Here is a 24,143-nt window from a genome sequence, read left to right as displayed (position 1 = left end):
ATCAAAGGTACTAATGCACGCAGCGCTGTTCGGCGCCGCAGGCAAGTTGCCTCAGCCAAAGTTAAATAAAAATTGACAGCCCAACGAACTGCAGGCAAGAAACCTCTTACCCCGTCAGGCTAAATTTAGGTGTACCCCCTATACAATGCGGTAGCCATAGCAAATATTGTACTGAATGCGAGAAATCAATCTTAATGAAATGTTAAAGTTCTGGGCACCGGATGCAGAATCTTGAAAACCAATTCCTTGAGAATATCCGATTCGCCCATATCGCCGCCGGTTATACCTTTCACCTGCAGGTCAGCAACTCTGATGTGATGTAGAATATCGGCTACCCGGCCCAAAGGAAAAACACGAAGCGCCTGCATGTACTCCTTCACCAGAAAACCCCGGTTGCCGAGGTTCTTCCTTACCCCTGACTCCGACTTGTCGCTTGACTGGTGCAGGCACAGCAGCTTCGTAAAAAAGGAGAATAGCAGGCTGAGGTTAGGTATAAGCGGGTTGTTTTTGGGGTTGGCTTCAAAGTAGAGAATGATTCGGTTCGCCTTCAAAGCATCCTGCGCGATCAGGGCCGACTGCAATTCGAAGATGTTATATTCCTTGCTGATGCCCACGTTCTCCTGCACTACCCGTTCATCAATCATCTGCCCGGGCTTCAGGTTAATGAGCAGCTTGTCGATCTCGTTTGCCTGACGCGACAAGTCCGCACCTATGAACTCACTCAGCAGCAGCACGGCCTTCGGACTTATCTGCAAACCCTTCGACTTAACATAATTATTAATCCAGGCAGGAATCTGGTTATCGTACAGCTTCTTGGTGGTGAGCAGCACGGCGTGCTTCTGCATGGCTTTGCCCAGTGACTTGCGTCCATCCAGGGACTTGTGCTTGTGGCAAAAAACAAGAATGGTGGATGGAAGCGGGTGTTGCAGGTAAGCTTCCAGTTGCTTCATTCCCTCCTCTTTCTCCAGATCCAAAATACTCTGCGCCTCTTTCACGATCACCACCTGGCGCTCCGACATCATCGGGAATCGTTTGGCCTGCAGCAGCACCGTGGCCACATCCACATCCTTCCCATACACCACCACCTGGTTAAAGCCTTTTTCGTGCTCTTGCAGGGTATTGGCCTCTATGTAGTCAGAAATCAGGTCGATATAATAAGGCTCCTCGCCCTGCAAAAAATAGACAGGCGCAAAGTGACGCTTGTGGAGCTGCTCTAAAATGCCTTCGGGTGTGTGGGACATACTGGAAAATGGCTATAGGTTGTAAGGAACAGGTATAGCCGGCTAGCTTCCTCCTGCCCTCCTACAAATTTAAGGTATAGCGGTCAAAATAAAATAGGAAAATGAGAGATTAGTCGGGCAAAAGTGCGGATAAATCGGGTCGCTATACCTGCTCCCTGAATTTATACCTGGCTTTTTGTTCGGTACCTTTCAGAGATTGCGTAAATTTATAAAGTGAACGAGTACTTGCTTTTTGTCGACACCGAAACTTCCGGCCTGCCCAAAGACTGGAACCTACCCTATTCTGCTCCTGATAACTGGCCGCACATCGTGCAGGTAGCGTGGGAGGTATACACCTGGGACGGTCAACAGGTCAAGGCTGAGAACTTCTACATCGCCGCATCAGACTACGAAATACATCCTGTCTCGCAGCGGATTCATGGCATCAGCCAAGATTTCCTTCAAAATAAAGGACTGGCACGAGGCACTGTGATGCAGTGTCTTCATGATGATCTGCTTTACTACAAGCCCTTGGTTGTCGGTCATTTCATGCAATTGGATTATCATATGCTGGGGCTGGGCTTTTACAGGGCCGGACTCGACAATCCCTTGCTGGAGCTTCCGGCCTTCTGCACCATGTTGGCGACTTCCCATTTCATTAGGGAATCACGGCAGCGGCACATGCGGCTGGGCGAACTGTACATGCGCCTGTTTCAGGAGCCACTCCAGGACGAGCATGACGCCTCAGTGGACGCCAACGCAACGGCCAGGTGCTTTTTCGAACTTTGGCGCAAAGGCGATATCAACGAGCAGACGATCGTGCTGCAGCAGCAGCCTATACCTGAAATGGCCCTCAGAGCCAAGCCCGGAACCAGGCAAAGCAAGTTGCTCTACATGGCCGGCGGCTTGTTGGGTATCCTGCTCATTTACTTAATCTTATCATTGGTTATATGAACGAAAAGTTTGAGTTTCTTAAAACTGTAACACCCTTCAACCTGCTTCCGGATGAAGTGCTGCAGGGTGTGTCTGATTTGCTCCAGGAGGTACACCACACCAAGGAGTCAATCATATACCTGCAGGATTCCTCCAAAATGCGAAGCGTCGATATTATTGTGGCGGGAGAATACGAGCTTTTCTTTTACGACAGCGAACAAAACAAACGGCTTCCTGACCACCGCAAGAGCGGTTACTGCTACGGTGGCTCTTCTATCCTGCTGAACCGGAAACGCTCTATCCGAACTGTCATCGCCAAAAAAGGAACGGTGGTTTACTCCTTGCACCGAAAGGAATTCATCGCCCTTTGCCAGGCTTACGAAGGCTTCTTTCATTTCTTTACAGCGGAGTATGGGCGACGCATGCTCGACGAAGAGTACGCTCACTTCGTAAGGCCCTCCAACACGGCTACCGAAAACTACATAGCGGCAGACCAGCTATACTCCCGCAAGCTGGAAACCATCGAGCCGCGAGACATCGTTGCCTGTACGGGCGATACCCCCATCTTCGAAGCAGCCAAAACCATGGTGTGGCATAAGATCAGCTGCCTTTTTATACAAAACCAGCATGCCCAGATAACCGGGTACGTAACAGACCTGACCCTGCGCAACAACGTGGTGGCCCGGCAGGTGGATGTTACCCGTCCGGTACGGGAAATAATGGATCAGCCGATCATATCCATCAGCGATCAGGCTTTTGTGTATGAGGCTATCCTACTGATGTTCCAGACAAGAGCACGCTATCTGCTTATCGCCAACAGCAAAGGGTATAGCGGTTTCATCAGCCGGAACAAACTGCTCAGCAGTCTGGCACAGTCCCCGTTTATGTTCATACAATCCGTTAAACTGGCCCGCTCCGTGCAGGAACTGCGGCAGAAATGGCAGAAAGTACCTTCTATCGTCTATCAGTTACTCGACCGAGGCGTTAAGTCCGAGATTGTCAACCAGGTGATTACCACCGTGGCTGATACAATTGCCGTGACCGTAATTGAAGGTGTTATTGAAGAGATGGGACCACCACCGGCTAAATTCGTTTTTATGGTGCTGGGCAGCGAAGGACGCAAAGAGCAAACCCTCAAAACAGACCAGGACAACGCCATCATTTACGAAGACAAGGCAAACGAACAACGTGAGATGGTCCGGGAGTATTTCCTGCAATTCGCCAGCACCGTGTCAGAGCGATTGGATACCATTGGCTTTAGTTTCTGCGAAGGGGGGTTCATGGCTAAAAACTCCAAGTGGACCCACTCCCTCTCCCACTGGAAACGCAATTACCGCACCTGGATGGAAGAATCGGACCCGGAGGCCGTTTTGAAAGTAGCCACCTTCTTCGATTGCCGCTACCTGTTTGGCGAGGAGGCTATTATGGATGAGTTGAAGGTCTTCCTGCACGAGGAACTGGAGAATCCCCACCACAGGTTTTTGCACCATATGGCCCAGAATGCCCTGCAATACGAACCTCCGCTTACCTTCTTTAAAAACATCAAGACCTTCAGCAAAGGCAGCCAGCAAGTGTTCAACCTAAAAAAGACCATGACGCCTATCGTGGATCTGGTGCGTGCCTACGCGCTTCGCAACCGTATTTTCAAAACCAACACCGGAGAACGACTGCAAGCCCTTACAGCAATGGGTGTGTTTACGGAAAAAGAGCAGCAGGAATTGCTGCAGGGCTATTATTACCTGATGGGTATGCGGCTAAAAAAACAGGCCATCCAGATTATCGATGATAAGGCAGAACCCGATAACTTCATTGACCCGAAGACACTGACAAAGATTGAGCAAGTCACACTCAAAGAGATTTTCAAGGTAATCAGTGACTTCCAGACTAAGATCAGGGTGGGGTTTATGAATACGCTGTACTAATGCCCGCTTTAAGGTACAGCTACCTTTACTATGCTCATTGTGTAAATCAATTACCCTAAAACCAACTGCATGCATCCACTTCTACGCACAGGCATACGCGCATTTACCCTTTTATCGCTTCTCTCGTTGGCTATACCTGTCTTCGGTCAGCAAACTAACCCGGTCTATGTAGACAAACAAGGGGTGCTCCGTTGGCAAAAGGGCAATGCAGAGGCAAACTTTTTTGGGGTGAACTATACCGTGCCGTTTGCCTATGGCTATCGCTCTCACAAAGCGCTTGGCTTGGATGTAGAGAAAGCCATCGATCAGGATGTGTACCACATGGCCCGGCTGGGCTTCAATGCTTTCCGGGTGCACGTTTGGGATACGGAGATCAGTGACTCGCTGGGCAATCTGCTTCAAAATGAACACCTGCGACTCTTTGATTACCTGGTGCATCAACTCAAACAGCGCAACATCAAGATCCTGATTACACCCATCGCGTTTTGGGGCCCGGGCTATCCGGAACCTGATATTGATACAGGAAGCTTTTCAAGCAAGTATGGCAAGCAGAAGGCCGTGACCGAAGAAGCAGCCTTGAAAGCGCAGGAGCGATACTTGGAGCAGTTTCTTAAGCACGTAAATCCCTATACCAAGCTCACTTACCAAGACGACCCGGATGTGATTGCGGCTGAGGTGAACAATGAACCTCACCATACTGGCCCCAAAGAGCGGGCAACGGAATATATCAACCGCATGGTCAGTGTGATGAGGGCAACAGGCTGGACCAAACCCATTTTCTACAACATCAGCGAATCCCCTGCCTATGCCGACGCCGTGGCCAAAGCGAACGTTGACGGCGTCAGTTTTCAGTGGTACCCCACCGGCCTTGTAGCCAATCGCACCCTCCAGGGCAATTTCCTGCCGCATGTCGATAAATACCAAATTCCATTCGATACTATTCCGCAATTTGCTGGCAAAGCCCGCATGGTATATGAATTCGACGCAGGCGATATAGCCCAGCCCATTATGTACCCCGCCATGGCACGCAGTTTCCGGGAAGCAGGCTTTCAGTGGGCTACCCAGTTCGCCTACGACCCGATGGCCACCGCCTATGCCAACACCGAATACCAGACGCATTATGTAAACTTAGCCTATACACCCTCCAAAGCCATTAGCCTACTGATCGCCTCCAAAGCTTTTCACAAGCTTCCCCGCCTCAAGCAGTTTGACGCGTACCCGGCTGATAGTGTATTTGACGTTTTCAGACTAAGCTACCAGGAGCAACTCAGTGAAATGAACACGCCTGCGGAGTTCTACTACTCTAACAACACACGCACAAAACCAGTCAATGCGTCAAAGTTGAGGCATATCGCCGGGGTGGGTACTTCCCAGCTGGTACAGTACACGGGTCTTGGCGCTTATTTTCTGGATAAACTAGAAAACGGCGTATGGCGACTCGAGGTGATGCCCGATGCCATACCTGTAAGCGATCCCTTTGCCAAAGCCTCGTCCCGAAAAGAAGTTACACGCATACAGTGGAGGTCACATGCTATGCAAATCGTTCTGTCCGACCTGGGCCAAAGCTTTGCGGTGGATGCGCTCAACGAAGGCAACAGGTATAGCACCAAGTCAAAAGGCGGGAGTTTCCAAATAGAGCCCGGCACCTACCTGCTCACCAAAAACGGAAGCAAGCGAAAAGACCCCAAAGGCAGCCTGGCCCACCTACAGCTTTCAGAGTTTGTGGCACCACAGCCTCATAGCTCCGATCCATACGTAACACATGAACCTATACCTGAAGTATCAGCAGGCAAACCCTTTGTATTGAAGGCATTGGTGACAGATATAACTCCTCAGGGCAAAGTCACTCTTTTGATGAACAACCTGTCTGGTATCTGGAAAACCATTGAGATGAAACCGCTGGATGTCTATACCTATCAAACTGAGGTGCCCGCTGACATCCTTACGCCAGGATTGGTAAACTACCGGATCATGGTGCAGAAAGGCCAGGATGATTACATCACCTTCCCGGGAAACCACAAAGGCAACCCACATGCCTGGGACTACTACCAGGACAACAAATGGCAACTGTATGTGGCCGCTGAGAACAGTGCACTTGAGATTTTCAATGCTGGCAAGGACCGCAACCTGATGGTATACCCTAACCTGTGGCGCAGCGATGAACGGCAGCTGATCACTGCCGAAAAACCTGGCCAACTTATTCTGAAACTAAGCAACAAAGACCTGAACATGAACGAACATGTTCTGGGCTGGCAACACTATTTTGCTGACAAGCTAGAAGGCCGCAGATCCGAACTGGCCGAATTTCAAAAACTGGTGCTACGAGCAAGGACTGACAGCAAAGAGCCAATACAGGTGAAGGTCACATTGATAAGTACCGAGGCCACGGCCTATGGCGCTAGCATCACATTGCACAACACCATGCAAGAGATGGCAATCCCACTGAGTGCTCTTAAGCCAGATAAGTTTATGCTGCTACCCAGGCCATACCCGGGCTTCCACCCCTTCTGGTTTCAAGCGGCAGGTATAGGGAGTTTTCGCCTAAGCCAAATTGAGAAAATCGAGGTATCACTCGGTCAAGGTATAGCACCGGAACATTATGACAAACCTTACAGTTTTGAAATAGAATCGATCTGGCTGAGCAAGTAGAATCATACTAATGCGCATACAGTCCCTCTATTCTGCCAACTCTTTTTTATATTTGCCCTGAACAGACGATTTAAGGCTTACATGAACCTGATAGAAGAATTAAGATGGAGAGGCATGCTCCATGATTTCATGCCTGGCACAGAAGAACAACTGGCCTCCGGTATGACAACCGGCTACATCGGTTTCGACCCGACCGCGTCATCCCTTCACATCGGCAACCTGGCCACCATCATGCTGCTGGTGCACCTGCAGCGTGCCGGCCATAAGCCAGTTGCCCTGGTGGGCGGTGCCACCGGTATGATCGGTGACCCATCCGGTAAGTCAGCCGAGCGAAACCTGCTGGATGAGAACACCCTTCTGGCTAACCAGGCAGGTATACGCAAACAACTGGAGAAGTTCCTGGACTTCAACAGCGGCGAAAACTCGGCCGAAATCGTGAACAATTACGATTGGTTTAAAGAGTTCAGCTTCCTGGGTTTCCTGCGGGAGGTAGGCAAACACCTCACCGTAAATTACATGATGGCCAAAGACTCGGTTAAGAAGCGTATCAGCGCCGACGAGGAGGGCGATCGCGCCGAAGGACTTTCCTTTACAGAGTTTTCATACCAGCTGATCCAGGGCTACGATTTTTATCATTTGTATAAGCACAACAACGTGCGACTGCAAATGGGTGCATCTGACCAGTGGGGTAATATCACGACCGGGACTGAACTGATTCGTCGCATAGATGGAGGCAAAGCCTTCGCGTTGGTGGGCAAACTGGTAACGAAGTCGGATGGCACTAAATTCGGCAAGTCTGAAGGTGGCAACGTGTGGCTCGACCCTGCTTTTACGTCACCCTACAAATTCTACCAGTTCTGGCTCAACCTATCCGACGAAGAGGCAGAGAAGCTGATCAAAGTGTATACATTGCTTCCTAAGGAAGAAATTGAAAGCCTGACAGAAGAGCACAAACAAGCCCCACATTTGCGCGTGCTGCAGAAAGCCCTGGCTAAGGATGTTACAATTCGGGTACACTCCGAAGAAGATTATATGGCTGCGGTAGATGCCTCTGAAATTTTATTTGGAAAAGGCGATTTAGAGACGCTAAAAGGGCTTCGGGAGGATATTTTGCTATCTGTTTTCGAGGGCGTACCACAAATAGAAGTATCGCGTCAAAACTACGAAACTGCCGCTACTGTGAGCGATCTGCTTTCTGAAGTGACAGGAGGCCAAATATTCGAATCGAAAGGCGAGGCAAAGCGCATGATTAAGAATGGCGGCGTGAGCATTAACCGCCAAAAGGTTTCGGGAACGGAAGACCAGGTAAACTTTGAGTTGTTGCAGCAAAAGTACCTGGTTGTGCAGAAGGGCAAGAAAAACTACTTCCTGGTTTCAGTTAACTAACTACAAACCAGTTTATTACAAACAAAAAAGGTGGTCTTTTCAGACCACCTTTTTTGTTATGCTTACTTAAAAAGCTTATTATTTCTTCTCAGTAGTGCTGTTTTTCATGTCCTGAACTTCCTTACGGATGTCCTGAGCCATGTTTTTCAGATCTTGCATACCTTTACGTACACGAGTACCGGCAGCTGCGTTGTTCTTATCGTAGAATTTCTCGAAGTCAGACTCCAACGACATAACCAGATCCTTGAGTTTGCTAAAGTTGTTGTTCATTACAGGTGTTTATTATAGTGAAACATTTGTTTTTACTGCTCTAATATACACAATAAATGATAACATGCAAAGATTAGCAAACTTTAATATATGCCTTTACAGCAAATTAAGCGGATACCGTCGACTTAGAGTATAGACCTTTATCTAGCTTTTGTGCAATCTTCTCGAAAGCCTCAATTGTCTCTTTCACGTCGTCCAGCGAGTGCACGGCAGTCGGTATAAGGCGCAGCATGATCACATCTTTAGGAACCACCGGGTAAACCACGATAGAGCAGAAGATATTGTAGTTCTCACGCAGGTCCAGCGTTAACTGGGTAGCATCCGGAATCTGGCCGTTCAGGAACACTGGTGTTACCGGTGATTCCGTTGTACCGATATTGAAGCCTTTTTCGCGAAGTCCTGTTTGCAGGGCATTCACCACTTCCCATAATTTGTCTTTCAACTCAGGGTTTGTGCGCAGCAACTCCAGACGTTTGATAGCGCCTACAGTGAGTGGCATGGGTAGTGACTTGGCAAAAATCTGTGAACGCATGTTGTAGCGCAGATACTCTACCACTTGTTCATCAGCCGCCACGAAAGCTCCGATGCTGGCCATAGACTTGGCAAAGGTTGAGAAATACACGTCGATGCCATCCTGACATTCCAGGTGCTCGCCTGTACCAGCGCCTGTAGCACCCATGGTACCGAAACCGTGTGCATCGTCCACTAGTAGTCTGAACTGGAATTTCTCTTTCAGATCTACAACTTCCTTTAGTTTGCCTAAGTTACCAGACATACCAAACACACCTTCGGTAATCACCAGGATAGCACCGCCAGTATTGTCAGTCCAGCGCGTAGCACGCTCCAGTTGTTTCTCCAGGCTAGCCATATCGTTGTGCGCATACACAAAACGCTTGCCCTGGTGCAGACGCACACCATCAATAATACAGGCATGTGACTCAGCGTCGTATACAATCACGTCGTGGCGGTCTACCAAGGCATCAATGATCGATACCACACCCTGATAACCGAAGTTCAGCAATAACGCGTCAGGCTTCTTAACGAAGTCAGCCAGGTCAGCCTCCAGTTTTTCATGCATGTTTGAGTTGCCAGACATAATACGGGCACCCATTGGGTAGGCCATGCCCCACTCTGCAGCGGCATCAGCGTCAGCTTTACGTACTTCAGGGTGGTTCGCCAGGCCCAGGTAGTTGTTAAGGCTCCAGGTAAGTACTTCCTTGCCCCTGAACTTCATGCGCGGAGCGATCTCCCCTTCAAGCTTTGGAAACGTAAAATAGCCATGCGCATAATGTGAGTGGCTGCCTAACGGACCTCTGTTGGTCAACAACTTTTCAAATAAATCCACCTTGTGTTTAATTAAGTTTCGGGATAATTTAAGGTACTGATATAGTTAGTTGTGCTATATATCCAGTTCTAAGTATAATGCCAGCAAATTTATGATTTTATAGATTCATAAACAATTTCTAATACTATCCCCTTCCCTTTTTCGGCTACTCATTTTTAAGTTTGCCTACAATGCTGTTTCTTTGAAGAAAATAAAGCTTTGCTGCTGCATGAGAAAAATCAACAAGATACTAATAGCCAACCGAGGCGAAATAGCGCTGCGTGTTATGCGATCGGCCAAAGAAATGGGTATCAGCACGGTAGCCATTTACAGTGAGGCAGACCGTAACGCCCTGCACGTACGTTATGCCGACGAGGCTGTTTGCGTAGGCGGACCCAAGTCTAATGAGTCATACCTGCGTGGCGATGTTATTATAGACGTGTGCAAGCGTCTGCAGGTTGACGCCATACACCCAGGCTACGGTTTCCTGTCTGAAAATGCAAGCTTTGCCCGACAGGTGAAAGAAGCCGGTTTGATCTTCATAGCTCCCTCCCCTGAGGCAATTGAGCTAATGGGCAGCAAACTGGCCGCCAAAGCCGCTGTTGCCAAGTATAACATCCCGATGGTGCCAGGCACCGAAGAAGCTATCACGGATGTAGAGGAGGCCAAAGTAATCGCTTCTGAAGTTGGCTTCCCGATCCTGATAAAAGCCAGTGCAGGCGGGGGCGGTAAAGGTATGCGCGTGGTTGAAAACGTGGATGTGTTCGAGGAGCAGATGAAGCTAGCCGTAAGCGAGGCTACTTCTGCCTTTGGCGATGGTTCCGTCTTTATTGAGAAATACATTGGCTCTCCACGCCACATTGAGATACAGGTACTGGGCGATACGCATGGTAACATCGTGCATTTGTTCGAGCGTGAGTGCTCCATCCAGCGTCGTCACCAGAAGGTAATTGAGGAAGCCCCTTCGGCCGTACTTACACCTGGCTTGAGAGAGGAAATGGGACGCTGTGCCGTAGACGTGGCCAAGGCTTGCGACTATGTAGGTGCCGGTACTGTAGAATTTCTGGTTGACGAAAACCTGAATTTCTACTTCCTGGAAATGAATACCCGTCTGCAGGTTGAACACCCGGTAACGGAACAGATCACTGGACTGGACCTGGTGAAGGAGCAGATTCAGGTTGCAGAAGGCAAACCGCTGAGCTTCCGTCAGGAGGATCTGCAGATTACCGGTCACGCCCTTGAGCTGCGTGTATACGCCGAAGATCCGGCTAACAACTTCCTGCCTGACATTGGCCGTCTCGAAACTTACATCCGGCCGCAAGGATTGGGCGTCCGTGTAGACGATGGTTTTGAGCAAGGTATGGATATACCGATTTACTACGACCCGATGATCGCCAAACTGGTGACTTTTGGCAAAGACCGCCAGGAAGCCATCGAAAAAATGATTCGTGCCATCGACGAGTATAAGATCACAGGTATAGAGACCACCCTCCCGTTTGGCAGGTTTGTGCTCCAACACGAGGCTTTCGTTTCTGGTATCTTTGACACCAAGTTCATTGAGCTCTACTTCAACCCTAGTGTGTTGGAGCCTAAGGCGACCGAAGATTCAGAAGAAATTGCGGCCGTGCTTGCAGCCATGTTGCTGACAAAAAACAAACCTAAGGTTAGCACGACAACCGAAAGCAACCAGTCTGGTGGCATGGGGTCGAACTGGCGCAAGAACAGAGTAAAATAGGTATAGCAGCATACAAAAAAGGGGAGCCGTTTTCAGAACGGCTCCCCTTTTCATTTATATTGGTTTAGATCAAATCGAAAAGATTTCTGACACCTACTTTTTTGGCTGCCGTGAAACCCTCGCCATAGGTTACACCGATTGCATGCCCAAACTCCTTTCCCCTGGACTCGATAAAGCCCAGAAACTCTGGCGAAGAAATGTAGGTGTTGGGTGAGTTATCATCCGGATTGTAAAACTGAGTACGGAAAGCGCGAATGGTTTCCATTTTCTTTTCCCAGTAAGGCGTCACATCCATTACAAAATCAGGTGTGATATAGCGGTCCTGGATGAAGTTATACATAGCATTTGGTCGCCAGGCTGCCTGCTCCAATCCATCGTCCCCCAGTGTCTTGATCATTTTAAGACCTGCCAGGAAACAGGCCTCCAAAACAACGGCCGCTCCTCTTCCATGATCCGGATGACGGTCATGCAAGGCGTTCATTAGCACGATCTCAGGCTGATACTGGCGAACTTTACGGACAATCTGTAATTGGTGCTCTTTGTCGTTGGCAAAAAAACCGTCTGCAAAGCCCAGGTTATCGCGTACCGATAAGCCCATGATGTTCGCCGCCTCCTCGGCCTCTGCCACCCGTTCAGCTGGCGTTCCTCTTGTACCGAGCTCACCACGGGTAAGGTCTACTACCCCAGCTTTCTTTCCAGCAGCAATATGTGCTATAAGGGTTCCGGCACAACCCAACTCTACGTCATCGGGGTGTGCGGCAAAGGCAAGTATGTCTAATTTCATTGATGGTTTCTGAGTTACTTGATACGGAGAGATCGTCCTACTTTCAGGGTAGTACGGGTACTGATGCCATTCAGTTTGGTAATCTGAGTGACCGGCACGCCATAGCGCTTGGCTATACCTGAAAGCGTATCTCCGCTGCGCACTTTGTGGTATGAGGCCTTGCGCGAGCCGCTGGTAGAGCTGCCTTTTGCTCTGTTATAGTAGTTGAACAGCGCCGATGTGATGACAAAACTCTGTCCTTTCAGAAGGTAATCCGGAAAGTCGTACATTAACTCAGGATCCAGCGGGTTGCCTTGGTAGCGTACCTCATAATGCAGGTGTGGACCTGAGCTACGGCCTGTGCTGCCACCCAAACCAATCACCTCTCCGGCTTTCACAAACTGACCGGTCTGGGCGATGGTTTTGCTCATGTGGCCATACAACGTTTCAAGGCCGTTATAGTGCCGCAACACAATGTAGTTACCATAGCCACCGCCATCCCATTTGTTGATACGAACAACTCCATCAAACGCGGCATATATAGAATCTCCCGTATCCAGATCAATGTCGGTACCGTAGTGCCACCTGTATCCCCTATGACCGAAATGACTAGTGACAGGCGTTTTCTCAAGTGGCATTTTATAGTCGCGCTTCACCCGTGGATCATATAGCGTGATATCAACCGTATCTTTTAGTTGGCGCCCGTCCAAACGATACGGATTGATGTTCCGCGTATCCCAAATCGCATAATAGCCTGCAATTTTAATCCAGGATGAGTCAATGAGCACTTCCTCCGAGACCTCCACAATGTGCTGCTCCCCCATGTCCAGATCCGAAGTATCTTCACTGACAATAGAAAGTTCTTTTTTGGGATTGAAAAAGATAGACTTCCCCGCATCCGACTCTTCGTCCGGGAATTCCTCGTACTTGATCAGGATCGTGGTATCAGGGCGTACGTAATCGATCTTTGGGGACTTTACCTTGAAAAGATCTTTTACTTTACCCTGTGCAGCGGCACTGCCTGCCCCGAAAAGGAGCAAGACAAATAATAGTAAAGATGAAACGGGTGCTTTAAACTGTGGCATTAGAATCTTTATTGGGCGAAACTGCAGACTCGGTTTTAATCTCGCAATCACAACTACAGCAGCGCCATTTTATTGTAGGACAAACCGGCAAAAAGCACAAAAACTCTAAATCCGGGCATTGTCTCACGCATTTTTTAGTGCAAATCCTGAGCAGCCATGTAGCGTTCTGCATCAAGCGCAGCCATACAACCAGAACCAGCAGCGGTCACCGCCTGACGATAGGTAAAGTCCTGTACATCGCCACAGGCAAAGACGCCGTCAATGTTTGTTTTGCTGGTGCCTGGTATGGTGCGAATGTAACCATTCTCGTCCAGGTTCAGGTATTCAGCAAATATATCTGAGTTTGGTTTGTGGCCAATCGCCACAAAGAAACCCTTCACCGGAATCTCACGAAGTTCATCTGTGAGAACGTTTCGCACGCGCACGGCTTCTACCACGTCATCCCCAAGAATGTCATCGGTCACCGAGTTCCAGAGTATTTCAATATTCTTCGTTTTCTTCACACGCTCCTGCATGATGGTGGAGGCACGCATCTCGTCACGGCGAATAATCATGTATACCTTGTTACAGATATTGGAAAGGTAGGTCGCTTCTTCAGCAGCCGTGTCACCGGCTCCTACTATGGCCACATCCTGACCTCTATAGAAAAACCCGTCACAAACGGCACAGGCGCTCACGCCGTTTCCATTCAATCTTGCCTCCGATTCCATACCTAACCACTTGGCAGAGGCACCCGTCGAGATAATCACGGTATGGGCCTCAATCACTTTCTGGTCGTCAATCGTTACTTTGTGCGGCTGTGAAGAGAAATCCACGGCGGTGGCTATGCCATACCTAACGTCGGTGCCGAAACGTTCTGCCTGACGTTTAAAGTCCTCCATCATCTGTGGCCCGTTGATCCCATCCGGGTAACCTGGATAGTTCTCTACGTCATTGGTGATGGTAAGCTGGCCTCCGGGCTGAAGACCTTGATATAAAACGGGATTGAGTCCGGCTCTTGACGCATAGATGGCAGCTGTATAGCCAGCTGGTCCTGAACCGATAATAAGACACTTAACTTTTTCTATTTCCATGGGTGTTCGAAACAAAAACGAAATTTGGTTGCAAGTATACAAAATTTCTGATCCTCTGCCAGCATACTGCTCGTGTTAATTCCATGCAAGTGGATGTACCAACACAAAAAAGCCCCGACCACAAGGCCAGGGCTTCTCCAGATAATTTTGGTTAACTTAACCTAAATAAGGCTTCAATGCTTTACTTCGGGAGGTATGGCGCAGTCTTCTGATCGCCTTCTCCTTGATCTGACGCACACGCTCACGTGTCAGGTTGAACTTCTCACCGATCTCCTCCAGAGTCAGGGAATGCTCGCCGTTCAAACCAAAGTAAAGGGTGATAACATCTGCCTCGCGCTTGGTAAGCGTAGAAAGTGCACGTTGTACCTCCTTGCGAAGTGAGTCATTCATCAGACCAGTATCCGGAGACTCTTCGTCTTCGTTTTCCAGCACGTCTAGCAGACGGTTTTCCTCGCCTTGCACAAACGGGGCATCCACTGACACATGGCGACCTGAGATTTTAAGCGTATCCACCACTTCGGCAGTCGTCAGTTCCAGTACCTCTGCAATTTCCTCAGGCGAAGGCTCACGCTCAAATTTCTGCTCCAGTTCAGAGAAAGATTTAGAGATCTTGTTCAGGGAACCTACACGGTTTAGAGGCAAGCGCACAATACGCGACTGCTCCGCCAAAGCCTGTAAGATTGACTGACGGATCCACCAAACGGCGTAAGAGATGAATTTGAAACCACGTGTTTCGTCAAAACGCTTGGCTGCTTTAATCAGACCCAGGTTACCTTCATTGATCAGGTCGCCCAGGGAAAGTCCCTGGTTCTGGTACTGCTTAGCTACCGATACAACGAAACGCAGGTTAGCTTTTGTCAATTTCTCAAGCGCAAACTGATCTCCCTCTTTGATTCTCTGTGCCAGCGACACTTCCTCATCCGGTGTAAGCAAATCAACTTTACCAATCTCCTGCAGGTATTTGTCAAGCGACTGGCTTTCGCGGTTGGTGATCTGTTTGCTTATCTTGAGTTGTCTCATCAGAGTATATTATATATGCAAAAATGTAAAAATCTTAATTCCGGGCTCGGACAGGTAACATCAGAAAATCGCGCAAAGTTCTTACATTTTAGGAATAAAATCAAGAACGCGCATCGTAAATAGAAAAACATAATACTCCTGACACCACTCCGCCTTAAACGGATCGGGCATCAGGAGTATGTATGGTCAGGATTAATTTTGTTCGGCAGCGCCTGGCTTCGGCAGAATCGCCTTGCGGGAAAGCTTGAACTTACCTGTCTTTTTATCTACATCGATGAGTTTAACTTTCACTTCTTCGCCGATCTCCAACACACCGTCCATTGTCTCTAAGCGCTCATGCTTGATCTCAGAGATATGCAACAGTCCGTCTTTACCTGGCATGAACTCCACGAAAGCACCGTATGGCTGAATTGACTTCACAACGCCGATGTAAACCTCACCTACTTCAGGCTGCGCTACTATACCTTTGATTTTGCTGATAGCACTGCTCATGGAGTCCTGGTCGCTTGCAAAGATGTTTACGTGGCCCTTTTCGTTCTTCTCCTCGATGATGATGGTAGCGCCAGTGTCCTTCTGGATCTGCTGGATCACTTTACCACCTGGTCCGATTACGGCACCGATGAACTCCTTGTCGATCACCATGTTGAATGATCTCGGCGTATGCGGCTTGTAATCTACATTAGGAGCAGCAATTGTCTTGTTCATCTCGCCCAGGATATGCAGACGACCTTCTCTTGCCTGGGCTAGTGCCTGGCTCAATACGTCGTGCGACAAACCTTGTACCTTGATGTCCATCTGGCAGGCTGTGATACCTTTGCTGGTACCCGCTACTTTGAAGTCCATATCACCCAGATGGTCTTCGTCGCCCAGGATGTCAGAAAGAACGGCGAACTTGCCAGTGCTTTCGTCTGTGATCAGACCCATGGCTATACCTGAAACGGCGTCCTTCACAGGTACACCAGCGTCCATCAGGGCCAGCGAGCCGGCACATACGGTAGCCATAGAAGACGAACCGTTTGACTCCAGAATATCAGAAACGATACGGATAGTGTACGGGTTCTCAGCATCCGGCGGAAGAACTTTCTTCAAGGCCCTCAAGGCCAGGTTACCATGACCAATCTCACGACGTCCAGGACCTCTGTTTGGCTTCACTTCGCCTGTAGAGAAAGCTGGGAAGTTATAGTGCAGCAGGAACTTGTTGTAACCAGATACCATCGCACTGTCGATCATCTGCTCGTCCAGTTTGGTACCCAGGGTTACCGTAGTCAGTGACTGTGTTTCACCACGGGTAAACACTGCAGAACCGTGCGTAGCCGGCAGATAATTCACTTCAGACCAGATGGAGCGAATCTCGTTCAATTGACGGCCATCCAAACGCACACGATCGTTCAGGATCATGTTACGAACAGCGTCTTTCTCCACATCATGGTAGTAAGTTTTGATCAGGGTCATGTCGTAACCATGCTCCTCGCCCAGTGACTCCACGAATTCGTTCAATACAGCGGCGAAGCCTTCCTTGCGCTCAGACTTGTTCGCTCTGCCTCTTTTGGCAACTTCTAAAGCCTTGTCGTAAGTGGCAGCGTATACCTTCTGACGAAGTTCGTCATCGTGCGTTTCGTGTGAGTACTCGCGCTTCTGCAGTTTGCCTACCATTTCGGCAAGCTCCATCTGCGCCTGGCACTGTACTTTGATGGCTTCGTGTGCGAAAGCAATTGCTTCCAGCATTTCCTCTTCAGACACCTCGTTCATTTCGCCTTCCACCATGGCAACACTGTCGATGGAGCCACCCACGATCATGTCGATGTCTGCGTTACGCAGGTCAGACACTTTCGGGTTGATTACAAACTGACCGTCGATGCGGGCCACACGAACCTCAGAAATAGGTCCGTTGAAAGGAATGTCAGATACAGCCAGGGCTGCAGAGGCTGCCAGAGCGGCCAGCGCATCCGGCATGATCTCAGCGTCGGCAGAGATCATATGTATAGTCATTTGCGTTTCGGCATGATAGTCTCCCGGGAACATTGGTCGCAGGATACGGTCAACCAGACGCGAAATAAGGATTTCGTAGTCAGAAAGTCTGGCCTCTCTCTTCAGGAAACCTCCAGGAATCTTGCCAGAAGAGGCAAATTTCTCCTGATAGTCTACAGAAAGTGGCAAAAAGTCAACCCCTTCACGGGCTTCTTTATTGGAAACAACGGCTGCCAGTAGCATGGTGGTACCCATTTTCACTACGACAGAACCGTCAGCCTGCTTGGCTAGTTTACCAGTTTCGATGGTGATCTCCCGGCCATCCGGAAGAAAGATTGTTTTGGTTATTGCGTTATAGGACATCGTCAATTTTTTTTCGTGCATCTAAAAAACAGGGCTGCCGTTTGCTGCCGCTGTCAGGTACTGGCAAGGGGAAGGGAGTAAAGGAATGGTACTGAAAAAATTAGGGAATCCCTGTAAGAAATTCCCTAATTCTTTAATATAAGCTTATTTTCTGATACCAAGCTCGCTGATGATCGCTCTGTATCGCTCAATGTCGTTTTTCATCAGGTAGTTAAGAAGTCTTCTTCTTTTACCTACCAGCTTCAGAAGACCTAGACGGGTACCGTAGTCTTTCTTGTGAATTTTGAGGTGCTCAGTCAAGTCAGCAATGCGTGTAGTGAACAACGCGATCTGGCCTTCGGAAGAACCTGTGTCAGTCTTAGACTTGCTAATGCTGTGCTTTTCAAAAATTTCTTGTTTCGCTTCAGTAGTTAATTTCATTGCGTATAAAAAATATCAATCTGTTATGTTCAGTGGATAGTTCCCCGTATAAGGCGCAAAGTTATACAAATTATCTATATTAAAAAATAAAATGCACACTCTTCTTTAGCTGCCCCGTTATAATTTGTTTCTCCTTAGTCTTGTCATGAGCTTTCGCCAGAAATCTACCTCCAGCAAGCTGGAATCGTTACGTGCCTGATACAGGAAAAACAAACCGATCGGGAACAGGATGGCATTGGCCCCCCACATACCCACGCTTACCGGTATAAGTCCTTCCCTTGCCCACTTCTCCCCTAGTATGCCTAGCACGTACATGATGATGAAGAAGATAATGGAGATGATCACAGGCACGCCCAGTCCGCCTTTTTTTATAATGGCACCCAGCGGAGCCCCGATCAGAAACATGATGATAATAGCCGCAGACTGGGTATACTTCCGCCATATTTCGATCTCGTAATTGTTGGCGTCACGAGCCAGTGTGTTGACACGCTCCAGGTAACCGGAGGTAAAGCTTTTCACATTGCGGGCCTTCGTTGAGGCTACCAGCAGGACATCGACATTAAGCGGTGCCAGTTCCTTTTCTTTCTCCAGCACCTTTTCATTGAACTTTATCCCGTTTTTCACATCGCCCGTGTCCGCTTTGAAATACATGTAAAAAGGATCCACGTTGGGCGCATACATGGCTGTTTCCCGGGCCTTGTAACGGCGAAGCGAATCCGTGACAGAATTCAGCTGATCGATGTCTTTCATCATTTTGTTGTCCGAAAACAACTCTTCGCGCGTTCTGTCCAAATTAAAGGAGGATAAGCTAAATATGATCTTGCTGGCGTCGAACTTCTCCCGCACAAACTGTTCTGAGGAGTTCCGGAAGCCACCATTGTTTTGGTCAACATAGGTTTGCCCCCTGAATAACTCCAACACCAGGTAATTGTCATCATGCTCTGTGTACATGCGACCAGAGTCTGCGAGGATCACCGTGGTATTGTTACCGCCTTTCGAGTGGTCATAGATCATGATGTCGCGCAGCGACTTTCCGTCGTTCAGCTTTTCATTGATCTTGATGCTATACCCAGGCAATCCATTGTAAAAGGCCCCTTCCTTGAAGTTCATGGACGGTTTCTTCTGTCTGATATCCCAGAGCAGGCTATAAGCCTTCAAATTGGCCTTTGGCACAACGTAATTGTTGAAAAAGAAAGCCCCGATAGCAAGGGAGACAACCAGGAAGGAAACAGGGCGCAGAATGCGGGGCAGCGCTATACCTGAAGTCTTGATGGCGGTTAGTTCATGGTGCTCCCCCAGCGTGCCGAAGGTCATCAAGGCGGAAAGAAGCACGGCGAGTGGCAACGCAATGGGCGCCATGTTGATGCTGAAATAAAACAATAGTTCCGCAAAAACCTCAGAGCCCAGGTCTTTTCCTACCAGCTCGTCCAGGTACTTAAGCATATACTGTGTAAGCAGTATAAACTCCACTACGGCAAAGGTTAGCAAAAAAGGCCCGGCAAATGACCGGATGATAAGCTTATCTAGTTTCTTCATGTGAGCCTGCTGGCGTGAGGGCGATACAGGTGCCCGAATGTTTTAAAGTTTAACACCAGGCATCCAATAATCGTGCAAAGATAAGCACTAGCCCCGGAAGACGCATTACCCTCCTACTATTTCCCGCAGCTTTTGCATCAAATGCTCCCATAGCTCTGAGAGCTCCTCCAGATCATCCTCCTCAGAGTAGTCTGACACCTTGAGATACTGTTCCTGCGTGAGCTCGCTCGTCTCGATGGAAAAGTCTACGTAGGACGGATCGGAGGAATGGGTTTTGTCGTCGTTGAGGAACAGGAAGCGAACAGAGCGGTTAGTCCGGTGACTGGTCATTTCAGCAAAATGGCTGCGTCCATCCCATGCAAAATTGAAGATCTTGTCTTCGTCCACCAGCACATCGTCGCAAAACCACTGGGCAAGCCCGCTGGGCGTACTCAGATAAGGGTATAGCAGCTTGGCAGAGGCGTTGACCGGGTACTCACATACAAATTTAGTCTTTGTAGCTTTCATTATCGGGTATCGTAAGTGACTGAGTAAGTATAGTATTAATTTCTCATTGGCTAAATATACAGAAAATAAAATATTTTTTTATGCATCAATAGTTGCTTTTTTAAAAACTTACCCCTTATATTTGCACCACAATTCGGCGGGGTAGCTCAGATGGTTAGAGCGCAGGATTCATAACCCTGAGGTCGGCAGTTCGATTCTGCTCCCCGCTACAAAGCCCTGGATAACTTCCAGGGCTTTTTTGTTTACACACTTCACCGGTATAGTCATCCGCCCGCCTCTCTATACCTCTTACCATTATTAAAGCCTGTATTTTAACCTGCATGCCCTTCAGCCTGCCGTGCTTTCGAAGCTGCCTTATCCCATCCCTTGCATTTGCATCCTCCACACAGACGAAACCTCTAAGCAAAGCCTAAAACTTCCTCCAGGCTATTCCGGATCATGGGTACTGGAATCTTTAGACATGAGTCAGGCTATCCTGAACAAGCAGTCAGAGAGACCGTAATTCGGTGTCCTATGCAAAAGCCTCTTCAACTTTCTCCAACCTATGGCCTTCCAGTGCTGTCTTAGCTATTGCCAACTGGTTACTGATGGTGATGCTTCTGCAAGCATCACGTGTTCTTACTAAGCAACTACCGATCGTAAGTACAAAATAGGCCTAAAACGCAAAAAGGGCCTGACTTGCGTCAGGCCCTTTTCTGTAATATATGTGAAGTAAATTACTTTACTTTCTCAACGATGCTTTTGAAAGCTTCCGGGTGATTCATCGCCAGGTCAGCAAGTACTTTGCGGTTCAGGTCGATGTTAGCCTTCTTAAGGGCGCCCATTAACTGTGAGTAAGACATGCCATGCTCACGTGCACCTGCGTTGATACGCTGGATCCAAAGGGCGCGGAAATCTCTCTTTTTCGCTTTTCTGTCGCGGTAAGCATAAAGCAAACCTTTTTCAATTGCGTTTTTCGCAACTGTCCAGACATTCTTGCGACGGCCAAAGTAACCTTTGGCCATTTTCATCATTTTTTTTCTTCTGTGTCGTGCTGCAACGACGTTTACCGATCTAGGCATTTCTTGTAAAGTTTTAGCGGCTGGTGATCATCGTGATCTTTCATAAACCAGACACCGGGTTCGTACTAATAAATTTAACCTTCTAATTCAATGAATTAGATTTGAAGCATTAACTTCACTCTGTCCATATCAGCAGTGCTAACAAGGCCAGTGTGTGTCAAATTGCGCTTCTGCTTCGTCGTCTTCTTGGTCAGGATGTGGCTTTTGTAAGCGTGCTTACGCTTAATTTTGCCAGTACCTGTCAAAGAAAAACGCTTCTTTGCACCAGATTTAGTTTTAACTTTTGGCATGTGTATATAATTAATTAAACAAATTACTTTTTAGCAGGAGGAGCCACTTTCGGAGAAAGGATCAGGAACATTCTTTTTCCTTCCAACTTAGGCAACTGCTCTACTTTGGCGATGTCCTCAAGCGCCTGAGCGAATTTCAGAAGCAGGATTTCCCCTCTTTCCTTGAACACGATTGTTCTTCCGACAAAGTGCACATACGACTTTATCTTAAAACCGCTCTCCAGGAAAGCCTTGGCGTGCTTCAGCTTGAACTCAAAATCGTGATCATCTGTGTTAGGGCCGAAACGGATCTCCTTGATTACCACTTTCTGAGCCTTGGCCTTCATCTCACGGGTTTTCTTCTTCTGCTCGTACTTGAATTTCGAGTAGTCGATAATACGGCATACCGGTGGATTAGCAGTCGGCGAAATCTCAACAAGATCAAGATTCTGCTCGTTCGCTATTTTCTGAGCATCTCTTGTCGAGAATACCCCCTGCTCTACATTGTCACCAACTAACCTGACTTCTCTGGCAGTTATTTTATCATTGACTTTGTATGGCTCCTCCACTTTTCCGCGTGGGATGTAGCGCTTGTTTGGCGTAGCTATGGTTTTACCTCCTTAAATTTAGTTTCTACAATCAGGGTGCGAATATCGCAATTTTTATATCAAGAAAAAAATATCTTTTCTTAATTGTTGATCATCTCGGCAACTTTCGACTTGAATGAAGCAATGAATTCATCTACTGTCATCGTGCCCAAATCGCCTTCTCCGTGTCGGCGTACAGACACAGCACCGTTCTCCTGCTCCTTCTCTCCAACGATCAGCATGTAAGGCACTTTGCCTACTTCCGCATCGCGTATTTTACGTCCGATCTTCTCGTCTCGGTTGTCCACAAAACCGCGGATATCTTCTTGTTGCAAGCGGTCGTATACCTGCTGCGCAAAATCCTGATATTTTTCAGAGATCGGCAGGATGGCAAACTGCTCCGGGCTCAGCCAAAGCGGGAAATTACCGCCGCAATGCTCAATCAGTACCGCCACAAAACGCTCCAGTGAGCCAAATGGCGCACGGTGGATCATAACAGGACGATGCTTGGCATTATCAGCACCGATATACTCCAGCTGGAAGCGTTCCGGTAACTGGTAATCTACCTGAATAGTTCCCAGCTGCCACTTACGGCCTAAGGCATCCCGTACCATAAAGTCGAGTTTAGGTCCGTAAAACGCAGCCTCTCCCAGTTCGGTTACAGTGCGCAGGCCTTTCTCTTCGGCAGCCTCGATGATCGCGCTCTCCGCTTTTTCCCAGGCCTCGTCACCGCCAATGTACTTCTGCTTGTTATCCGGGTCGCGGAGGGAGATCTGCGCCGTGAAGTCTTCAAAGCCCAAGGCATTGAACACATAAAGCACCAGATCAATTACTTTTTTGAACTCCTCTTTCACCTGGTCCGGGCGGCAGAAGATGTGCGCATCATCTTGCGTAAAGCCACGCACACGGGTCAAACCGTGCAACTCACCGCTTTGTTCGTAACGGTAAACTGTACCAAACTCAGCAAGACGCACCGGCAGCTCCTTATAAGAGCGTGGACGTGTTTTATAGATCTCGCAGTGATGCGGACAGTTCATCGGCTTCAGGAAAAACTCCTCCCCCTCGTTTGGCGTCTTGATCGGCTGGAAAGAATCTGCACCATACTTCTCGTAATGACCAGAAGTAATATAAAGTTCTTTGCTACCGATATGCGGCGTTACCACAGGCTGATAGCCTGCCTTAACCTGCGCCTTCCGCATGAACTGCTCTAAACGCTCACGCAGCAGTGTGCCCTTTGGCAGCCAGAGCGGCAGGCCCATACCTACTTTATCGGAGAAGGCGAATAGTTCCAGTTCCTTGCCCAGTTTGCGGTGGTCACGCTTCTTGGCCTCTTCCAGACGCTCCAGGTGTTCCGTCAGTTCTTTCTGTTTCGGGAAAGTAACGCCGTAGATACGGGTGAGCTGCTTGTTATTGTCGTCACCGCGCCAATAGGCACCTGCCACGTTCATCACCTTAACAGCCTTAATAAAACCAGTGTTCGGAATATGTGGTCCGCGGCAAAGGTCAACAAAGTTACCCTGGGTATAGAATGTGATGGTACCGTCTTCCAGATCTTTGATCAGATCTAGTTTATACTCATCTCCTTTCTGTGTGAAGTATTCAATGGCCTCAGCCTTGGAAACCTCGCGGCGCTGAAACTCATTTTTATTACGGGCCAGCTCCAGCATTTTTTGCTCTACTTTGGCGAAGTCTTCCTGTGAGAAGGTCTTATCACCTAAGTCCACATCGTAATAGAAACCGTTCTCTACCGGTGGGCCAATGCCGAACTTCACGCCAGGGTATAGCGCTTCGAGGGCTTCTGCCAGCAAGTGGGCGGAAGAGTGCCAGAAAGCATTTTTCCCTAATTCATCATTCCAGGTGAGCAGCTGTATACTCGCGTCTTCCTCTATAGGACGTGAAAGATCCCATACGGTATCGTTCACCTTAACGGCCAGCACATTGCGGGCCAGGCCCTCACTGATACTGGATGCGATCTGAAGGCCTGTTACCCCTTTTGAATACTGGCGCACAGAACCGTCTGGCAGTGTGATGTTGATCATGTTTTTTTCTTAG

20 protein-coding genes and 1 tRNA gene are annotated in these 24,143 nt (G+C 48.6%); 6 read left to right on the top strand and 15 right to left on the bottom strand.

Going from position 1 to position 24,143, the window contains the following annotated elements:
- Positions 1 to 191: 191 nt before the first annotated feature.
- On the bottom strand, positions 192 to 1,241 hold the full coding sequence (holA, locus tag H9Q13_RS02535; RefSeq protein ID WP_191182172.1) for a DNA polymerase III subunit delta: 1,050 nt from the start codon (positions 1,239 to 1,241) through the stop codon (positions 192 to 194).
- Positions 1,242 to 1,454: 213 nt separating this feature from the next.
- Between holA and H9Q13_RS02530 the strand changes: the two genes are divergently transcribed.
- The 4 genes from H9Q13_RS02530 (at position 1,455) to tyrS (ending at position 8,110) form a co-directional block, all read left to right on the top strand.
- Positions 1,455 to 2,174, top strand: coding sequence for a 3'-5' exonuclease (locus H9Q13_RS02530; RefSeq protein ID WP_191182171.1), 720 nt, complete (start codon positions 1,455 to 1,457; stop codon positions 2,172 to 2,174).
- Positions 2,171 to 4,075, top strand: a complete 1,905-nt coding sequence (locus tag H9Q13_RS02525; protein WP_191182170.1) for a DUF294 nucleotidyltransferase-like domain-containing protein — start codon at positions 2,171 to 2,173, stop codon at positions 4,073 to 4,075. Before H9Q13_RS02530 ends, H9Q13_RS02525 begins: the two co-directional genes overlap by 4 nt.
- Positions 4,076 to 4,144: 69 nt before the next feature.
- On the top strand, positions 4,145 to 6,724 hold the full coding sequence (locus H9Q13_RS02520) for a cellulase family glycosylhydrolase (RefSeq protein ID WP_191182169.1): 2,580 nt from the start codon (positions 4,145 to 4,147) through the stop codon (positions 6,722 to 6,724).
- 81 nt (positions 6,725 to 6,805) lie between these two features.
- Positions 6,806 to 8,110 carry a tyrosine--tRNA ligase gene (tyrS, locus tag H9Q13_RS02515; protein ID WP_191182168.1) on the top strand — a complete coding sequence of 435 codons (1,305 nt, stop codon included), beginning with the start codon at positions 6,806 to 6,808 and terminating at the stop codon, positions 8,108 to 8,110.
- A 78-nt stretch (positions 8,111 to 8,188) separates the two neighbouring features.
- Here tyrS and H9Q13_RS02510 read toward each other — a convergent pair whose 3' ends face one another.
- Together H9Q13_RS02510 and H9Q13_RS02505 are read right to left on the bottom strand one after the other, a co-directional pair.
- Positions 8,189 to 8,380, bottom strand: a complete 192-nt coding sequence (locus H9Q13_RS02510; protein ID WP_191182167.1) for a histone H1 — start codon at positions 8,378 to 8,380, stop codon at positions 8,189 to 8,191.
- Positions 8,381 to 8,486: 106 nt separating this feature from the next.
- Complete coding sequence (locus tag H9Q13_RS02505; protein ID WP_191182166.1) at positions 8,487 to 9,725, bottom strand: aminotransferase class I/II-fold pyridoxal phosphate-dependent enzyme; 1,239 nt, start codon at positions 9,723 to 9,725, stop codon at positions 8,487 to 8,489.
- Between the two features lie 208 nt (positions 9,726 to 9,933).
- On the opposite strand from H9Q13_RS02505, the gene accC reads away from it, so the two are divergent.
- Positions 9,934 to 11,439, top strand: a complete 1,506-nt coding sequence (accC, locus tag H9Q13_RS02500; RefSeq protein ID WP_191182165.1) for an acetyl-CoA carboxylase biotin carboxylase subunit — start codon at positions 9,934 to 9,936, stop codon at positions 11,437 to 11,439.
- Positions 11,440 to 11,503: 64 nt separating this feature from the next.
- Here accC and bshB1 read toward each other — a convergent pair whose 3' ends face one another.
- The 8 genes from bshB1 to H9Q13_RS02460 all read right to left on the bottom strand — a co-directional run bounded on the left by bshB1 (position 11,504) and on the right by H9Q13_RS02460 (position 20,174).
- A complete protein-coding gene (gene bshB1 / locus H9Q13_RS02495; protein ID WP_191182164.1) occupies positions 11,504 to 12,223 on the bottom strand; it encodes a bacillithiol biosynthesis deacetylase BshB1 in 720 nt (239 codons plus the stop codon).
- A gap of 14 nt (positions 12,224 to 12,237) precedes the next feature.
- A complete protein-coding gene (locus H9Q13_RS02490; RefSeq protein ID WP_224744021.1) occupies positions 12,238 to 13,287 on the bottom strand; it encodes a M23 family metallopeptidase in 1,050 nt (349 codons plus the stop codon).
- A gap of 134 nt (positions 13,288 to 13,421) precedes the next feature.
- A complete protein-coding gene (gene trxB / locus H9Q13_RS02485) occupies positions 13,422 to 14,360 on the bottom strand; it encodes a thioredoxin-disulfide reductase (protein WP_191182163.1) in 939 nt (312 codons plus the stop codon).
- 156 nt (positions 14,361 to 14,516) lie between these two features.
- On the bottom strand, positions 14,517 to 15,380 hold the full coding sequence (locus H9Q13_RS02480; protein WP_007656436.1) for a sigma-70 family RNA polymerase sigma factor: 864 nt from the start codon (positions 15,378 to 15,380) through the stop codon (positions 14,517 to 14,519).
- Positions 15,381 to 15,572: 192 nt separating this feature from the next.
- Positions 15,573 to 17,711, bottom strand: a complete 2,139-nt coding sequence (pnp, locus tag H9Q13_RS02475) for a polyribonucleotide nucleotidyltransferase (RefSeq protein ID WP_191182162.1) — start codon at positions 17,709 to 17,711, stop codon at positions 15,573 to 15,575.
- Between the two features lie 144 nt (positions 17,712 to 17,855).
- Positions 17,856 to 18,131, bottom strand: a complete 276-nt coding sequence (gene rpsO, locus H9Q13_RS02470; RefSeq protein ID WP_191182161.1) for a 30S ribosomal protein S15 — start codon at positions 18,129 to 18,131, stop codon at positions 17,856 to 17,858.
- Positions 18,132 to 18,248: 117 nt separating this feature from the next.
- Positions 18,249 to 19,667, bottom strand: a complete 1,419-nt coding sequence (locus tag H9Q13_RS02465) for an LptF/LptG family permease (protein ID WP_191182160.1) — start codon at positions 19,665 to 19,667, stop codon at positions 18,249 to 18,251.
- A 105-nt stretch (positions 19,668 to 19,772) separates the two neighbouring features.
- Positions 19,773 to 20,174: an START-like domain-containing protein gene (locus H9Q13_RS02460; protein ID WP_191182159.1), complete on the bottom strand. Its 402-nt coding sequence runs from the start codon at positions 20,172 to 20,174 to the stop codon at positions 19,773 to 19,775.
- Between the two features lie 135 nt (positions 20,175 to 20,309).
- Here H9Q13_RS02460 and H9Q13_RS02455 point away from each other — a divergent pair.
- Positions 20,310 to 20,383, top strand: a tRNA-Met gene (locus H9Q13_RS02455).
- A 507-nt stretch (positions 20,384 to 20,890) separates the two neighbouring features.
- Here the strand turns inward: H9Q13_RS02455 and rplT are convergent.
- From rplT to thrS, 4 genes are all read right to left on the bottom strand, one after another.
- Positions 20,891 to 21,235 (bottom strand): 50S ribosomal protein L20, encoded by a 345-nt coding sequence (gene rplT / locus H9Q13_RS02450; protein WP_191182158.1) that lies wholly within the window; start codon positions 21,233 to 21,235, stop codon positions 20,891 to 20,893.
- Positions 21,236 to 21,330: 95 nt separating this feature from the next.
- Positions 21,331 to 21,525 (bottom strand): 50S ribosomal protein L35, encoded by a 195-nt coding sequence (rpmI, locus tag H9Q13_RS02445; RefSeq protein ID WP_076666337.1) that lies wholly within the window; start codon positions 21,523 to 21,525, stop codon positions 21,331 to 21,333.
- A gap of 23 nt (positions 21,526 to 21,548) precedes the next feature.
- Complete coding sequence (infC, locus tag H9Q13_RS02440) at positions 21,549 to 22,073, bottom strand: translation initiation factor IF-3 (RefSeq protein ID WP_191182157.1); 525 nt, start codon at positions 22,071 to 22,073, stop codon at positions 21,549 to 21,551.
- A gap of 119 nt (positions 22,074 to 22,192) precedes the next feature.
- Positions 22,193 to 24,130, bottom strand: coding sequence for a threonine--tRNA ligase (gene thrS / locus H9Q13_RS02435; protein WP_191182156.1), 1,938 nt, complete (start codon positions 24,128 to 24,130; stop codon positions 22,193 to 22,195).
- Positions 24,131 to 24,143: the final 13 nt, after the last annotated feature.

Source organism: Pontibacter aquaedesilientis (assembly GCF_014773225.1).
GTDB lineage: Bacteria > Bacteroidota > Bacteroidia > Cytophagales > Hymenobacteraceae > Pontibacter > Pontibacter aquaedesilientis.
This window is presented reverse-complemented; position numbering and strand designations above follow the sequence as displayed.

What these genes read in the sequence shown, in the direction of transcription:
- holA (WP_191182172.1), bottom strand. Translation starts at nt 1,241, where the DNA reads ATGTCCCACACACCCGAAGGCATTTTAGAGCAGCTCCACAAGCGTCAC.
- H9Q13_RS02525 (WP_191182170.1), top strand. Translation starts at nt 2,171, where the DNA reads ATGAACGAAAAGTTTGAGTTTCTTAAAACTGTAACACCCTTCAACCTG.
- H9Q13_RS02520 (WP_191182169.1), top strand. Translation starts at nt 4,145, where the DNA reads ATGCATCCACTTCTACGCACAGGCATACGCGCATTTACCCTTTTATCG.
- tyrS (WP_191182168.1), top strand. Translation starts at nt 6,806, where the DNA reads ATGAACCTGATAGAAGAATTAAGATGGAGAGGCATGCTCCATGATTTC.
- H9Q13_RS02510 (WP_191182167.1), bottom strand. Translation starts at nt 8,380, where the DNA reads ATGAACAACAACTTTAGCAAACTCAAGGATCTGGTTATGTCGTTGGAG.
- accC (WP_191182165.1), top strand. Translation starts at nt 9,934, where the DNA reads ATGAGAAAAATCAACAAGATACTAATAGCCAACCGAGGCGAAATAGCG.
- bshB1 (WP_191182164.1), bottom strand. Translation starts at nt 12,223, where the DNA reads ATGAAATTAGACATACTTGCCTTTGCCGCACACCCCGATGACGTAGAG.
- H9Q13_RS02490 (WP_224744021.1), bottom strand. Translation starts at nt 13,287, where the DNA reads ATGCCACAGTTTAAAGCACCCGTTTCATCTTTACTATTATTTGTCTTG.
- trxB (WP_191182163.1), bottom strand. Translation starts at nt 14,360, where the DNA reads ATGGAAATAGAAAAAGTTAAGTGTCTTATTATCGGTTCAGGACCAGCT.
- H9Q13_RS02480 (WP_007656436.1), bottom strand. Translation starts at nt 15,380, where the DNA reads ATGAGACAACTCAAGATAAGCAAACAGATCACCAACCGCGAAAGCCAG.
- pnp (WP_191182162.1), bottom strand. Translation starts at nt 17,711, where the DNA reads ATGTCCTATAACGCAATAACCAAAACAATCTTTCTTCCGGATGGCCGG.
- rpsO (WP_191182161.1), bottom strand. Translation starts at nt 18,131, where the DNA reads ATGAAATTAACTACTGAAGCGAAACAAGAAATTTTTGAAAAGCACAGC.
- H9Q13_RS02465 (WP_191182160.1), bottom strand. Translation starts at nt 19,667, where the DNA reads ATGAAGAAACTAGATAAGCTTATCATCCGGTCATTTGCCGGGCCTTTT.
- H9Q13_RS02460 (WP_191182159.1), bottom strand. Translation starts at nt 20,174, where the DNA reads ATGAAAGCTACAAAGACTAAATTTGTATGTGAGTACCCGGTCAACGCC.
- rplT (WP_191182158.1), bottom strand. Translation starts at nt 21,235, where the DNA reads ATGCCTAGATCGGTAAACGTCGTTGCAGCACGACACAGAAGAAAAAAA.
- rpmI (WP_076666337.1), bottom strand. Translation starts at nt 21,525, where the DNA reads ATGCCAAAAGTTAAAACTAAATCTGGTGCAAAGAAGCGTTTTTCTTTG.
- thrS (WP_191182156.1), bottom strand. Translation starts at nt 24,130, where the DNA reads ATGATCAACATCACACTGCCAGACGGTTCTGTGCGCCAGTATTCAAAA.